Here is a 15,513-nt window from a genome sequence, read left to right on the forward strand (position 1 = left end):
GTTTCCCGGACCGTTCGCAGGGCAGGTTCGCGCCGGCCCGATGTGAGGGGAGCCCGATGGAGTTCCTGCCCACCAGCCCGGGAGAATGCGGCCGATGCCGTTGGAGATTCCGACGAGAGACGAGTTGTACGTGCGGTATGTGGACCAGTTGCCTTACGAACCCTATCCCGTCCAGGACGCCGCGCTGGAGGCCTGGTTCGAGTCCGAGCAGGGGGTCCTCGTCTGCGCCCCGACGGGAACGGGCAAGACCCTGATCGCCGAGGCGGCCCTCTTCGAGGCGCTCCATACGGGCAAGCAGGCCTACTACACGACCCCCTTGATCGCGCTGACCGAGCAGAAATTCCAGGAGATGCAGGACCGGGCCGTCGAGTGGGGGTTCCGCCGCGAGGACGTGGGGATGGTCACCGGGAGCCGCAAGGTCAACCCCGAGGCCCCGGTGCTCGTCGTCGTGGCCGAGATCCTCCTGAATCGGCTGCTCAACCGGTTCGACTTCTCCGACGTGACGGCCTGCGTCATGGACGAGTTCCACAACTTCGCCGAGATCCAGCGAGGGATCGTCTGGGAGCTGTCGCTCGGTATGCTGCCCAGCCATGTCCGGCTGCTCCTGCTCTCGGCGACGGTCGGGAACTCGGCCGAGTTCGTCAACTGGCTGGCGAGGCAGCACAACCGCTCGATCGCGGTCGTGGAGGGCAAGGAACGCCGGGTGCCGCTGACCTACGAATGGGTTCCCGATCTGTTTCTCAACGAGCAGCTCGTCGTGATGGCGGCCGGCGACGAGCAAGGACGTCGGACGCCCGCCCTGGTCTTCTGCTTCGATCGTGAGGAGTGCTGGAGCGTCGCCGAGAACGTCATGGGCAAGGACCTCAACATCTCCGACACGCAGAAGAAGGAGCTGCACGACCGGATCAACGCGCTCGACCTGAGCCAGGGGGCTGGCCCCAAGCTCAAGCGATTGCTCCACCGGGGGGTTGGCGTCCACCACGCGGGGCTCTTGCCGAAGTATCGCCTGGCCGTCGAGGACCTCTTCCAGCGCAAACTGCTCCCGGTCGTCGTCTGCACCGAGACCCTGGCGGCCGGTATCAACCTGCCGGCGCGTTCGGTGGTGCTCTCGTCGCTGGTCAAGGGCCCGTTCGGGGCGAAGAAGCTGATCGGCTCCAGCATCGCCCACCAGATCTTCGGTCGGGCCGGTCGCCCGCAGTTCGACGATCGGGGGTATGTCTACGCCCTGGCCCACCCCGACGACGTCGACATCGAGCGGTGGAGGGTGAAGTACGACGCCATCCCCGAGGACACCCGCGACCCGGGCCTCTTGAAGGCGAAGAAGGCGCTCAAGAAGAAGAAGCCGAGACGCCGAGAGACCGAGCAGTACTGGGTCGAGGGGCACTTCAACCAGCTCCAGGCCGCCCCTCCCGGCAAACTCTCCAGCAAGGGGCCGCTCCCGTGGCGGCTGCTGGCTTATTTGCTCGAGGTCTCGCCGGAGGTCGAGGGCATCCGCGCCGCGGTCCGCAAGCGGCTGATGGACGACCCTCGGATCGCCGCAGGCGAGAAGGCCCTCGACCGGATGCTGCTGGCGCTGCACGACGGCGGGTTCGTGACCCTGAGCCCCGAGCCGCCACCGCCCCCGGAGCCTGGCCAGCCCCCGGCGCCCTACACACCGACCCTGGCCCAACCGATGCCCTCGCTGGGGAAGCTGCTCGCGTTCCGGAGCATCCATCCGCTCTACGGCGCCTTCCTGACCGAACTTCTGGCCGGGGCCGATGCCGACGAACGCGTGCAGGCGATGGAGAGCACCCTGGAGATGCCCGGCCCGGTCCGGAAGCGGCTCCGGGTCCCGCTCCGGCTCCTGGAGTCGGGCGCCCTCGCCAGCTCGATGCTCGACACCGAGCTGATCCAGCGTGGGCTTATGGCCTCGCCGGTCGAGGAAGAGGAGGAGGACGACGACAGGGAGGATTGGGAGAAGCGGCCGCCGACCCTGGCGGAGAAGCTCCGGCTGTACTTCGACCACCGCTACCCCGACCTCGCCGACGTCCACTCGCACGCGATCTGGTGTGTCGGCGAGCTGATTGCGTATGACGGGAACTTCAATAAGTTTGTGACCAGTGTCGACCTGACCAAGCAGGAGGGGATCGTCTTCCGCCACGTCCAGCGGATGATCATGCTCTGCGGCGAGTTCGAGCGGGCATGCGCCCTCGACGTCGACGCCGGCCCCTCCGCCTCCGCCTGGAGGGACGAGTTGCACGAGCTGGCCGCGAAGCTGACCGAGAGCTGCCGGGTCGTCGACCCGACCAGCACCGACCAACTGATCGCGAAGATGGGCGAGCCCGATATGATCGATGCCGAGGCGGCGAAGCTCGCAGGCGGGTCGACCTGAGGGCGGCCGGGACTGAGACCGAATTGCCTGGATGACTTTCCTCCAGGCTCGTCGTCGGGTGCAACGGGTTCGTTCCCGAACCCGTGATTCATGATGGGTTTGCGGTGCGGATTCGCGGGCGAGCTCGTGTCGACCGAATGACACGGTTTGAGGCGATCTGGGATCATTCACGGTGTTTGGTGGTCGTCGTAGGCCGGTGTTGAATTCGGGGGGACGGGTCACTGGGACCTTGGGTTCGAATCTTGCCTTCGCCATCTGCCACTCATGGAACACATAGGGCTTGTCTCAAACGTCGGGTACTGGGCGCGGCGTTCTCCGTTTCCGAGCGGTGGGGGGCAGCGTCCTGGGAATCGGTCAGTCGGAAGCGGGGTCAGGATAAGCCGGGATGGTCGTCGAGTGACGGTACGGCTCAAACGATTTGCCGAGGATGGTTGCTTCAAGTTTCGCCGTCGGAGGGTCTTGTCAATTCGCTGCACCGACGACCGGACCACTTGAGCTTCCCTCGATTGGCTTCGTTTCGCGCCTTGAGCGGGATCGAGGGGAGAGAAGGTTGCCAGTGTCTGGAACAGAGGTGGATGTTGGGACGAACGCGGTCAGATCCACGGCTCCGGGGCGTTCCAGTCAACACGGTGGCCCGGGCAGAACGGACTGATTGGGCCGTCGGGCGAGGATTCGACACGATGGGGACGGTCGGAGGCCGGTTCCGGTTGAAACACTCGGGCTGGGGCTGGGGCCGGGGTGTTGGGGATCAGGATCGTCGAGCTCGGGCGGCTTGCGCTCGGCGGGCCTGTCGATTGGCGAGGGGCGTCGGAGCGCTCGACGGGCAGAGAAGGGGAGAGGACCGAACAAGCCTTGAAGGGCTGCTCGGGAGGTTGGGTCTCGATTTCGATTGCGCAGCGTTGAGGCTGGTGGGCTTCTGATCGGCAGGGGCGTTCGGTGGGAGTGATGAGGAGGATGGTTGCCTCGGAGGACGATTGACAGGAATGGACGGGGTTGCGGGATCGGGCTTGCCGCGGTTCGCGTGGGAGGTCGCCTGGAGTCGACGCAACTCGTTGCGGCAGCGGTCGATCTGGCGGCGAGCATCGGAGGCGTAGCGTTCCAGGAGGCGGAGTTGGGGAGACTCGCTGTCCAGCCCTTCCTCGGCGTCGTCGCGGGCACGGGCGTCTCGGGCGTCGAGCGCAGTGTCGATGCGAGCCCGAAGCGCCTCGATGCTGCGATAGGCCAGCTCCAGACCGGGACCGGCTCCGTTGTCATCGGGATCGAGGTCCCAGGGGCCAGAGCCTTCTCGGGCCAGGGCAGAAACGCCAAGCAAGTCCATCGCTCGGTTCCAGGTTTCGGGAGTCCAGCCGTCGAGCCGTTGGAGGGAGTCGGCCACCTCGTCCCAGCGGTCGAGGAGCCAGAGGACGCCGTGCTTGCTCTGGAGGAGCTTCGGCTGGATGACCTCGGGATGGGTCGCCAGCCTTGAGGCCAAGGAGGCGACCTCCGCGGCTCGGTCGTCGTCCCAACTTTCGAAGGCCCGATCGGCGATCTCGGCTCGGACGGCGAGGATGCGACGCTCGCAGGCATCGAGGCGGACCGATTCGGCACAAAGGCGTTCGTACATCCAGAGCTGGGCGGGACCTTCGGGGCGATAGGCCTCGCGCCAATGTTCGATCCGCTCAGCGATCAGGTCTGCCAGGGCGGCGGGCCGGGTCGAACCGAGGCGGGAGAGTCCGTGCTTCAAGGCGTTGCGGGCCGATCGGGCCCGTCCTTCGAGCGTACGCGGGCCGGTCGATTTCAAGGCATTCAGGCGGTTGGCAATGGTCTGCTTCATGGTAGCCATGAGACGCGGTCTCCCCAAATGATTCGATCGCCAATCGATTGCTTCGCGGACAGTTGGGGAGGACTGCACACCTCCCTTCCTTTCACTATCAGGAAAATCAGGAGGGTTAGTCACTTTTTGATCGAGTCGGCGCGCAATTGGGAAGGAAGGGCTCGGCGGTCGGGGCGGTTCGGTCGGTGAGCCAATCGGGAGACAACGGCCGACAGGAACTCAACTCGACGAGGCCAGAGCCGATCCGGGGCGAGCGAGAATGCGGCCCCATCGGGGTGGCAGGTCGAGTGACAGCCGACCACCGAGGACTGAGACGACCTTGCCGGGATCAAGCTGGTCCTCGAACCCTTCGCCATCGGGGGCCGAGACGGGGAGCTCCAGAGACGCGGGAGATCCAGCGGCATTGATGGCCACGATCACGCGATCCTCCTGGAAGGGACGCTCAAACGCGAGGTGTTCGGAGGCGACGAGCAGTTGCCGGTACGATCCCTGGCGGAGGGGAGGCAATCGCCGACGGATGGTAGCGAGTTGGGCGATTACCGGGGCCAGGTCGGGATGGCGGCCGAGCGTCCTGGCCGCTTCGGGAGTGGGCAACGGGGGACGGAGCGGCCGGTCATCGCCGTTGGCTCGGGCGCCCTCGATGCCCCACTCGCTGCCTGAGTAAACTGCCGGCACGCCCGGCATGGTGAACAGCAAGAGGTGGATCGGGTCGAGATGTGCTGGTTCCCGGAGCGTGCTGGCGATGCGGTCGACGTCGTGGTTGTCGACGAAGTTATAGGTGGTCAGATTGCGGTAGAGGCCGCCGTCGCCGAACTGGCGATCAAGCGAGTGGGCGATCTCAAAGAGATTGCGGTCATTGTGGCTGGAATAGAGGCCCTTGTAGCACTCGTAGTTCGTCACGGCGTCGAGGAGGCCCGGGCCGGCGATCCGGCGGTAGTCGCCGTGGATGGCCTCGCCCAGCAGCCAGAAGTCGGGGTGGAGGCTTCGGCAGAACTCGGCGAGGGCGCGGAGGAAACCAGGGTCGAGGGCGTAGGCAACGTCGAGGCGGAGGCCGTCGATGGCGAAGCGATCAACCCAGGATCGGATGGCGTTGAACAGGTGATCCCGAACGGCGGGGTGGCCGAGGTTGAGCTTGACCAGATCGAAGTGGCCTTCCCAGGCGTCGTAGGAGAATGGGTCGCCGAGCGGGCTGCGCTGGGAGAAATTGACGCCGGAGAACCAGTCGCGATAGGCCGATTGCTCGCCCTGTTGTTGAAGGTCGCGGAAGGCCCAGAAGTCGCGGCCGACGTGGTGGAAGACGCCGTCGAGGATGACGCGGATTCCCTCGTCGTGCAGCGCGGCGGTCACACCGGCCAGGGTGTCGTCGGTACCGAGGCGGCGATCGACGAGGCGGTAGTCGGCCGTGTCGTAGCCGTGGGAGGAGGACTCGAAGACAGGACCGAGATAGAGGGCATCGGAACCCAGCGCTCGGAGGTGGCCGATCCAGTCACGAAGCTGATCCAGGCGGGGGATCGGTGGCGATCGGAAGTCGTTGAGCGGTTCGGCACCGCACTGACCGAGGGGGTAAATGTGGGTGAAGAAGGCGTCCTGAGCCCATGATCGTGACATGTTTGTCCCCGAAACGTGGAAAATGTGTGTTCGACGTGCAAACGACGTTCCTTCGGGCGCGGTTGCCTCAACATCACGGAGGAGGGGTTTGCGAGTGTGGATTCGGCCAACGGGTGATCAGGACGCCTGCTCAATCGCCGAATGGAGGAGCCTAGCCTTCGCGTCTGAGCAGTTGCGATCGTTGATGGCTTTTCAAGGGGAAGGGAGTCGGCTATCCTGGCATGTGGAATATTCTTTCGAAATGCCAAGGACACCGATGCCTTGGTTGTCTCCAGGTCTGACCTGACGATTGAACTCTCTGTGCCGGGAGCGTTCTTCCCTGTCGCTCGGATCGCGTTCGAGCGATTCATCCTCAGCCATCGTCACGGTTGATTCCTCCCATGATTCCATCTGCCACGCGTCGGACCGTGCTGGTTGTTTGCGTTCTGATGCTGACTGGTCCGAGCAGGCTGCAGGGTCAGGAGGGACGCGATCCGGTCTCGGCCCCGGACGTTTCGGCCTCGGAGCGAGAATTTTTCGAGAAGGAGGTCCGACCGATCCTGGCCGAGCGGTGCTACTCGTGCCACTCGGCCGATGCGGAACGGGTTCGGGGCGACCTCTTGCTGGATTCGCGATCCGGGATGCTCGAAGGTGGGGGCCTTGGGCCGGCCGTGGTTCCCGGCGACCTGGACCAGAGCCTCTTGATCCAGGCGATCCGTTATCACGATCGCTCGCTGCGAATGCCGCCCGACGGACGGCTTTCCCCTCGGGAGGTGGAGGTTCTGGAAGCCTGGGTGAAGGCCGGTGCTCCCAGCCCCGCTGATGAACACGGATCGCCCGAGCCGGTCGAGTCTGGAGAGGACATCTCGGCGTCGTGGTGGTCGTTTCAGGAGGTTCGCCAACCCGATTTGCCACCGATTCGGGACACAACCTGGCCAAGGAACACGATCGACCGCTTCGTCCTCGCCCGGCTCGAAGCCGAAGGGATGAGGCCGGCACCTGAGGCCGATCGCCGCACCTTGATCCGTCGCCTGACGTTTGACCTGACCGGACTGCCGCCGACCCCGGAGGAGGTGGAGGCATTCCTCGGCGATAAGGCTCCGGACGCCTTCGATCGGCTGGTGGATCGCCTGCTGGCCTCCCCCCACTATGGCGAACGATGGGGCCGACACTGGCTCGACCTGGTGCGGTACGCAGATACGTCGGGCTGCAACGGCGACTTCCCGATGCCCGAGGCGTATCGATACCGGAACTACGTGGTGGATCGCTTCAACAGCGATCTGCCCTTCGATGCGTTCTTGAAGGAACAGATTGCCGGTGATTTACTTCCTTCGGACCAGGATCCGGAGCGTTATGAGCAGATCATCGCCACCGGCTACCTGGCGATCAGTCGTCGGTTTTCCTCGCTCGGCGAGGAGTTCCACCTGACAATTGACGACACGATCGACAACCTGGGCAAGGCGTTTCTTGGGCTGACGATCAGTTGCGCTCGCTGCCACGACCACAAGTTCGACCCGATCTCGCAGCGGGACTATTATGCGCTCTACGGCATCTTCCAGAGCACGACCTATGCGTTCCCCGGAACGGAAATCTACCGGCATCCACAGCATCTGATTCCGCTGGTTTCCTCGGAACGCAGCGAGGAGGAGCTGAGACCGTTGCTGGATCGGATGGAGGAACTCGACCGGGAGATTTACGACACGTATACGTTGATGGCGTCGCTCGACACCGGAGCGGCCAAGGATTCGTTGCGGAAAGACGTTCGGAAGCTCCAGGATGAGCGGGATGAACTGGTCAAGTCGCTGCCGGAGTATGACCAGGCGTATGGCGTGTCGGAGGGTGAACCGGCCGACGCTCGGATCCAGCTCAAGGGAAATCCGGAGCGGTTAGGGGAAGCAGTGCCTCGCGGGTTCCTCACGGTGCTGGGTGGGCATCGGGTACTGGCCGAGGGGTCGGGGAGCGGTCGGTTGGAGCTGGCCGATTGGATCACGGACCCGAAGAACCCTCTGACGGCCCGGGTGCTGGTCAACCGGGTCTGGCAGCATCATTTTGGTCAGGGGATTGTCCGAACTCCGAACGACTTTGGCACCCGGGGAGAGCCGCCGACCCACCCCGAATTGCTCGACTGGCTGACGATTCGATTTCTTGAGGAGGGGTGGTCGATCAAGGCCTTGCATCGGGAGATCCTGCGCTCGGCAACCTACCGGATGGCCAGTCTCGAAGCTCCTGAGTCTGAGGAACACGACCCGGAAAACCGCTTGCTCTGGACCTTCAACCGGAGGCGGCTTGATGCGGAGGAGATCCGCGATGCGATGCTCTGCGTCAGTGACGCGCTGGATCGCTCACCGGGAGGGGAACATCCGTTTCCAGATATCTGGAAATGGCGATACTCTCAGCACAAGCCGTTTGTGGACGATTATCCGAGTCGGCGGCGAAGCATTTACCTGATGCAGCAGCGCATACGGTTGCACCCGTTTCTTGCGGTGTTCGACGGGGCCGACACGAATGCCTCAACCGACCTTCGCAAGATTAGTACCACACCGCAACAGGCCCTCTTCGTGCTCAACGATGAATTCGTTCATGAGCAAGCCAGACGGTTGGCGGACCGTTTGGCGGCGGAGGAAACTGGCCCCGCCGCCCGAGTCGATCGGGTGTTTCGGCTGGCCTTCGGTCGCCCCGCGTCGGAGGATGAGGTGAGCGAGGCGATGGAATATCTGGCTCAAGTCGGGGTGGCCTTGGAGAAGGCCGGCATATCGGAGGGGGAGCGTCCCCGGGCCGCCTGGGCGAGCTATCTTCGGGTGATTCTGGGCAGCAACGAATTCGTGTTTGTCGATTAGGTTCCGCAGCGAGGTCGACCGATGCCGTTTCATCCCAATCGTCGCCAGGTCGTCCAATCGTTGATGAGCGGTTCGTTGCTGCTTCCCGGAATCGCCTCGGAGCTGCTGGCAGCCGATGCGCCGGCACCGGGGAAGGACGATCCGCTGGCCCCGAAAGCGCCTCACTTTCCCGGCAAGGCAAAGCGAGTGATCTTCCTGTTTATGACGGGAGGGGTGTCGCACCTGGAGTCGTTCGACCCGAAGCCATTGCTGGCGCGAGACGGGGGCACCCAGTACCAAGGGCGCACGCTGCTGGCTCCTCAGTTCCGATTTTCGAGAGCGGGCCAATCGGGCATACCGGTCAGTGAGCTGTTCCCTCATGTTTCGACATGCGTGGATGACCTGTGTGTGATTCGTTCGTTGCATGGGAGTCACTTCGAGCACTTCCAGGCGACGCTCGGCGTGCATACCGGGTCGCTGACCGTGAAGCGGCCGAGCATTGGGTCGTGGGTCAGCTATGGCCTGGGGACCGAGAACCAGAACTTGCCCTCGTTCGTGGTGCTGGCACCTCACCTGCCGTACGCCGGCACTCAGGTCTGGTCGTCTGATTTCCTGCCGGTGTGTCATCAGGGGACGCGGATTCAGCCTGGAGACGAGCCGATCCGCGATCTGAGACGCCGGGCGCCGAGCGCCACGGTGCAAGAGCTGGAGCTGGACCTGCTCTCACGGTTCAACCGCCGCCATGGTCAGGATCGACCGTCCGACCCGTTACTGGCCGGCCGTATGCGATCGTTCGAAACGGCCTTTGGGATGCAACAGGCCATGCCGGATGTGCTTGACCTCTCGGGGGAGTCGGACGCGACGCTGGCCCTTTACGGGCTGGAACGGGGGCAGACCGACGGTTTCGGGTGGCAGTGCCTGGTTGCGCGTCGAATGTCGGAGCGAGGGGTTCGCTTTGTCGAGCTGATTGACTCGGGTTCCTCCGACAACTGGGACTCTCATGGCGCAATGAAGGACCATGTGCCGAAGGCTCGGGGAGTCGATCAGGCGATTGCCGGGCTGCTCAAGGATTTGAAGTCGCGCGGGATGCTCGACGAAACGCTGGTGGTTTGGACCACCGAGTTTGGACGGACTCCGCACACTGACGGCCCGACTGGTCGGAGCCACCATCCGTACGTTTTCTCGTCGTGGTTGGCTGGTGGCGGGGTGAAAGGTGGAATGGTCTACGGATCAAGTGATGACTATGGCTATGATCCGGCGGAGAATCCAGTCCATCTGCACGATTTCCACGCGACGATTCTGCATCTGCTCGGCTTTGATCACGAGCGTCTGACCTACCGCCACAGTGGTCGAGACTTTCGGCTGACCGATGTGTTCGGGCGGGTCGTCCGGGAGATTCTAGCGTGATCGGTCGTGTTGCTGGGGCCGAGGAGGAACCTAGCGGATGTTCCGTGCGTCTGGAGGCATCAGGGCGATGAAGAGATCCCTGAGCTCATCATCAACGGCTGCGGGATCATCAACCGTCTCGGCGATCAGGTTGCGGATGGTATCTCGATAGCGATGCCGGAGACGGTGAGCGGCGACCTGAACGGCCCCCTTGCTCATACCCAGGGTGTCGGCTACCGCGCGAAGCCCACCGGGAAGGGATTCACCGGCGAGTGTCGGTTCGAGTCGATCGAATAATGAGGACTTGCCCGAACGGCGATAGTCGTCGCGGAGTGAATCAAGCGCCCGTTCCAGAATGGACAGGGCCCAGCGATGGTCGAAGACCTGTTCAGGGGTGAGCATGTCGGCAGGTTCGATGCAATAGCGCTGCTCGGCGTCGACTGCGTCGATGGAAAACGGCGCTGGACCTCGAACGGCGGCATGGCGTCGGTCCTTGCACAGATAATTTCGGCAGCAGGCCATGAGAAAGGATCGGAACCGTCCCCGGGCAGGGTCGACCGTTTCGAGATCCTTGCGGCGAAGCAGTTCGGTAAAAAATCCCTGAGTTAGGTCGGCGGCATCCTCGGGAGCGTGGCCCCAGCGACGAATGAAGGTATACACAGGATACCAGTACGTCTTGCAGAGGGTGGAAAGCGCTTCCTTGGCCCGAGAGGAATCACCGCCCGCGGCCAGAACCACGCTCCAGCAGGTTGTCTCGAATCGAGGAGAGCCTTCAATCAACGTCGGTCATCCCTGGTTGAGCGTTCGCGAATCGGGAATCCGTAGACGTGCAAGAATCACTCGAACCGGAAGGTTTCTCCGGTTCTACAATTCAATTCTAACTGTATTCTCACGCGGGCGAAACCTGATTCATAGGGAGGCGGGGAGATTGGGAGAACCGAGTGGAGTCACGGAGTTGCCCCAATGAGACTCTGGAACGCTTCATGTGATGTGTATCAGAACTCGAACGTCTGGAGCATGATCAGGGATGACGTGCAAGGGATGTTCCGAAGGTGGCGGTGAGATCGAGTGGATCACCAAGGGTATGCTGTTGCCTGAGAAGCGCGGTGTAGAGTGCGTTCAAGACGTTGGTGTGATCCGGCGATGAGGCAAGGTCGTGAAGTTGATGCGGATCTTCCCTGAGGTTGTAGAGTCGAGCAATTTGGGCATTGGGATACAGAATGAGGGAGTAGCCGTCTCGGGTGATCGACCGTTGGAAGTCCATGTAGGCTCCGTAAATCTCCTGGTAAGGGGGGGGTGAACTCTCGTTCTGGAGTTGCGGAAGGAGACTGGTGAAGCCAACATGGTCGGGTACGGGAATGCCTGCGAGTTCCAAGGTCGTGGGCATGATGTCCTGTAGATAAATGGGTTTGTCTTGTTGGACACCGGCGGCGATTCCAGGTCCGACGATGACGAAGGGGACGCGCGTGCTGTGCTCGTAGAGGTTTTGTTTTCCCATGAAGCCGTGTCGTCCCACCGCGAGCCCATGATCGGCGGTGAAGATGACGAGGGTGTTGTCGGCCTTGCCGGAGGCGTCGAGGGCGTCGAGGATCCGGCCGATTTGCTCATCCATGTGAGCGATCAAGGCGAAGTATTCGCCACGGTGGACCTTGACCGCATGCTCGGTGCGGGGAAACGGGGCAAGCGCTTCATCGCGGAGTTTCGGGTCGCAGCCGATTGCATTCTTGAAGGGGTACTCGGGAAGGAAGTTTTCAGGGAGTGCGACGCGATCGGGAGGATAGCGGTCGACGAACGCTGGAGGAGATTGTCTTGGATCGTGCGGGGCGTTGAAGGCGACATACATGAAGAATGGGGCATCCCGGTCTGCGGCGCGATCGAGATAATCGATGGCGTCGTTGGCCGTGACTTCGCTCCAGTGGGTCCCCCCTTCCCAGAAGCCGCCGAAGCGAGGGTCGGTCGGGTCCCAGGGATCGACGCCATCGGGGAGAGGACGGTTGTAGCCTTGCGGGGTCTGGGCCGGCATGCCCGGACGAACATGACGAACCACGTCGAAGAGTTCGTTGGCGTTGGCTCGGATGTGCCATTTCCCAGTGAAATACGTTTCATATCCTGACTTATTCAGGAGCAATGGCCAAACTCGCCCAGCGTTTGCTTCCTCGGCGGTCGTCTCGTAAATCGAGTGAGCATCCCAGAGCGTTCGTCCTGTGATGAGCATGCAGCGGCTTGCAACGCAGATGGCCCCATTCCAGCCGCCCATGTTGTAGGCTCGATTGAAGGACGTGCCCTGTTGGTAGAGTCGGTCGAGATTCGGAGTATCCACATCGACCAGGCCGCGGGCCCCGATCGCCTCGAACGAGTGGTCATCTGCAAAAAGAAAGAGAATATTCGGAGGCTGTTCCGAGGGTTTGGCCCAGGCGATCCCGGAGGAGAAGACAAGTAGCGTTACGGTGAGGAAACCAAAATGAGAACATTGAGGCATGGTCATGGCTCCACAGTGAAGGGTGTTCGGGCTGATGGCTCTACTGTATCGGGGGAGCCATCCGACTGTACAAGGCTAGATGAAGAATTCCGACTGTGATTCAGCAGCGTGAGGTCGTAAGTCGGGAGGAACCGAGGATTGAGTCCTGGCTCGTTATCGGGCAAGCTGAGTACCTCTTTGCTTTCATGGTCCCGAGTCACGAATTCCATGGATGACGCATCGACGACGCTTCGAGCGCTGATGGATCTCGTTCTCCGCTTTTCTCAGGAACGAGACTGGGAGCAATTTCACCACCCCAAGGATCTGGGGCTTTGCCTGTCGATCGAAGCAGCAGAGGTCCTAGAACACTTCCGGTTTCGGACGGATGCCGCGATCCGGGACACTTTGAACGATTCGAACCAGAAGCAGGCGATTGCTCACGAACTGGCGGATTGTCTCTGGGCATTGCTGCGTCTCGCGGATGTCTGCCAGATTGACCTGGCTGCTGCGCTCGAAGAGAAAATTGTTCTCGCGGCCGAGAAATATCCTGTCGATCGCTGCTCAGGCCGAGCGGATAAGTATACTGCCTATCTCCGATCTAAAGAGAGCGACAATCCTGATGAAACACAGGGATAACGGATCATCGTTTGCTCAATGAGGAAGGTCCACGGTTTCGCGATCCATCCCGGGTTGCGAGCAGCGCGAGTGTGGCCCAGGCTGTGGTCGAGAAATGCTGGGCGTCGCTTTCATTCCCGGAAGGACGGGTGGTTTCGGGCCAGCCGCCGGAGGGGAGTTGCGTGGCAACGAGGTAGGAACGTCCGCGTAAGAGGTCTTCGGGATGTGCCTTCGAGGACGTTCTTGCGAGCGCAAGGACCGCAAGTGCGGTATCGAAGACCTCGGGAGGGGAGGTTTCATAAGGTCCCCATCCTCCTTCAGGAGCTTGTGAGCGATCAAGGAGGTCGAGCGCCTGGCGAGCGCGATCAGGCAACTCATCCGGATCGGTCGCATGCTGATGAAGCAATGAAACGGATGCGTCGAGGGTGGTGCGGATAGGTCGGGCGAGGAGCCAGCGATCGGCGGCGGCGATGGAGGAGCGGTAGCGATCGGGATCGGTGTTGCTCAGGACCTCACGCGCGATGAAGGTGGTGAGTGTCGATCCGTAGGTGGCCGGAGTTCCCAGGGAGTCGGGGCCGTCGATCGGCCACGATCCGTCCGGTTCTTGATCGGCGGCGAGCTGATCGGCGGCGAGGGTCAGAGCAGATCGGCGTTCTTCGACAAGGCCCGCGTCGACCGCTCCCGCCAGCGACCTGGCAAACTGGATGCGCGCAAGGCGTTGATCGTTGAATGTTCCCTGGCCTCCGTTCTTGTCCCAATCCGCGGGTTGGAGGAGCCATTGAACCGAATCGGCCAGGGACTCCTGAGGAACGTCGAATCCGAGCAAAGAGGCTCGAAAGAGAGCGTGGGCCCCGTCGCCGTTGTGATGACACGAGGCGCAACCGTTTTCGGATCGCCAGCGGGGGACCTCCTGCGCGAGGTAGGCGATCGCACGTTGCTCAGGGGATGCTTCCGGGTCGATTCCGGGCTGGGCCACGATCAGGATGAGGATGAGGATGGAACACGGGATCGCAAGCATCAGCACGTCTCGTTTTCAGGGGTTTGCCTTGTGATTCTTGGTTCACGACTGTTCAAGAACTGGGAGATGCACGGAACGGCCGGGGGAGTCGGGGGCGTTGTCGGTTGGGCAGGGGCTTCCCGGATTCGCGGTCGAATTCGTCACCGCTCAGGACGGCGGGGGGGACATCATTGGTCTGGAGCGTCCAGGTTTCGAGGGTTGCCCGCATTTCAGTGAGAAGCTGTGCCGATTGAGAATCGGATGCAAGGTTGTTCAATTCGTAAGGATCGTTCTCCAAATCATAAAGTTCTTCCGTTGCTTTGGGAGCGGTGAAACAGGAGAGCTGATAGGGATTGAGCTGCCCCTCGTCGCGCAGGCGCTTCATGGCGTCAAAGGTCGGGCTGCGGACGGCGTCGGCGGGAGGGGTGAGAGGCATGGTGGCGTCTTCGTTGAGGATGTACTTGTATCGAGCTGTGCGGACGGCTCGCTTGCGGGCCGCGTAGTCATGCCAGTTATGCTCGGCGAAGATCGCATCACGAACCGAGGCGTCGGGGTCCTGGAAAACGGGGGAGAGATCGACCCCCTGGAAAGTCGGTCCTGGCTCGACGCCTGCCAGGGAGAGGAAGGTGGGGGCGAGGTCGATCGCGCTGACGAGTGCGTCGGTGACGCTGCCGGGTTCGATCCGGCCGGGCCATCGGGCGAGGAGCGGGGTGCGGATGCCGTCGTCGTAGACGGTGGTCTTGCATCGGGGGAAGGGGCGGCCGTTGTCGCTCATGAAGAGGACCAGGGTCTGGTCGGCGACCCCCTGGCGATCGAGTTCGTCGAGGACGAGGCCGACGAAGTGGTCGAGGCGGGTGACCTCGTCGGCGTAGCGGGCGAGGTCGGCGCGGACCTCGGGGCAGTCGGGGAGGAAGGGGGGGACGACCATGTCGGCGGGGTCGTGGGGGTCGGGGATGGTGTCGTCCTGATAGTCGCGGTGGGGGTCGAGGGCGGCGAGCCAGAGGAAGAAGGGGCGATCGCGCGGGCGGTCTTGCAGGACGGGGACCCATTGGTCGCAGCCGGCCTGGGCCGCGCCGGCCCCTTCGAAGGCGAGGGCGTTGGGATCGGCCTGTTCGGCCTCGTCGCCCGAGGGGAGCTGGAAGCCACGGGGGTTGGCCTCGCGGACCTCGTCGAAGCGGTCCTTGACGGCGTTGCCGAGGTGCCACTTGCCGGCGGCGGCGGTGTAGTAGCCGGCGTTTTTCAGGAGTTCGACGAAGGTGACTTGATCGGCGGGGAGGGGCCAGTGCAGTTCCTCGGCGCCGGTGTTGTGGGGGTAGCGGCCGGTGAAGAGGCTCGACCGGCTGGGGCTGCATGAGCTGCACGTCAAAAAGGCGCGATCGAACCGCATGCCTTCGCGGGCGAGGCGGTCGAGGTTCGGCGTGCGGATGGTCGGGTGGCCGTAGGGGCCGGTGTCGTCCCAGGAGAGGTCAG

At 62.9% G+C, this 15,513-nt stretch carries 10 protein-coding genes; 4 read left to right on the forward strand and 6 right to left on the reverse strand.

Annotation, left to right across the window (positions count from 1 at the left end):
• Positions 1-94: 94 nt before the first annotated feature.
• Positions 95-2,371 carry a DEAD/DEAH box helicase gene (locus HG800_RS05355; RefSeq protein WP_169974467.1) on the forward strand — a complete coding sequence of 759 codons (2,277 nt, stop codon included), beginning with the start codon at positions 95-97 and terminating at the stop codon, positions 2,369-2,371.
• A gap of 748 nt (positions 2,372-3,119) precedes the next feature.
• Here the strand turns inward: HG800_RS05355 and HG800_RS05360 are convergent.
• Entirely contained in the window at positions 3,120-4,193 is a 1,074-nt protein-coding gene (locus tag HG800_RS05360) for a hypothetical protein (RefSeq protein WP_169974469.1), read from the reverse strand.
• A 210-nt stretch (positions 4,194-4,403) separates the two neighbouring features.
• Positions 4,404-5,792, reverse strand: a complete 1,389-nt coding sequence (locus HG800_RS05365) for an alpha-amylase family glycosyl hydrolase (RefSeq protein WP_169974471.1) — start codon at positions 5,790-5,792, stop codon at positions 4,404-4,406.
• Between the two features lie 380 nt (positions 5,793-6,172).
• On the opposite strand from HG800_RS05365, the gene HG800_RS05370 reads away from it, so the two are divergent.
• A complete protein-coding gene (locus HG800_RS05370) occupies positions 6,173-8,608 on the forward strand; it encodes a PSD1 and planctomycete cytochrome C domain-containing protein (protein WP_169974473.1) in 2,436 nt (811 codons plus the stop codon).
• A gap of 21 nt (positions 8,609-8,629) precedes the next feature.
• Positions 8,630-9,994 (forward strand): DUF1501 domain-containing protein, encoded by a 1,365-nt coding sequence (locus HG800_RS05375; RefSeq protein WP_169974475.1) that lies wholly within the window; start codon positions 8,630-8,632, stop codon positions 9,992-9,994.
• 30 nt (positions 9,995-10,024) lie between these two features.
• Here the strand turns inward: HG800_RS05375 and HG800_RS05380 are convergent, their stop codons facing one another.
• Together HG800_RS05380 and HG800_RS05385 are read right to left on the reverse strand one after the other, a co-directional pair.
• Complete coding sequence (locus HG800_RS05380) at positions 10,025-10,753, reverse strand: RNA polymerase sigma factor (protein WP_169974477.1); 729 nt, start codon at positions 10,751-10,753, stop codon at positions 10,025-10,027.
• Between the two features lie 241 nt (positions 10,754-10,994).
• The gene (locus HG800_RS05385) at positions 10,995-12,452 is read right to left on the reverse strand and encodes a sulfatase-like hydrolase/transferase (protein WP_206352127.1); all 1,458 of its coding nucleotides are present in this window, start codon (positions 12,450-12,452) and stop codon (positions 10,995-10,997) included.
• Positions 12,453-12,659: 207 nt separating this feature from the next.
• Between HG800_RS05385 and HG800_RS05390 the strand changes: the two genes are divergently transcribed.
• Positions 12,660-13,067 (forward strand): nucleotide pyrophosphohydrolase, encoded by a 408-nt coding sequence (locus tag HG800_RS05390; RefSeq protein ID WP_169974496.1) that lies wholly within the window; start codon positions 12,660-12,662, stop codon positions 13,065-13,067.
• Between the two features lie 4 nt (positions 13,068-13,071).
• On the opposite strand, the gene HG800_RS05395 is transcribed toward HG800_RS05390, so the two are convergent.
• Positions 13,072-14,064 (reverse strand): prenyltransferase/squalene oxidase repeat-containing protein, encoded by a 993-nt coding sequence (locus tag HG800_RS05395; protein WP_169974498.1) that lies wholly within the window; start codon positions 14,062-14,064, stop codon positions 13,072-13,074.
• 52 nt (positions 14,065-14,116) lie between these two features.
• The coding region (locus HG800_RS05400) for a sulfatase family protein (protein ID WP_169974500.1) at positions 14,117-15,513 on the reverse strand (1,397 nt) is incomplete at its 5' end.

Origin of the sequence: Tautonia rosea, assembly GCF_012958305.1 — a bacterium.
Taxonomy (GTDB): Bacteria; Planctomycetota; Planctomycetia; order Isosphaerales; family Isosphaeraceae; genus Tautonia; species Tautonia rosea.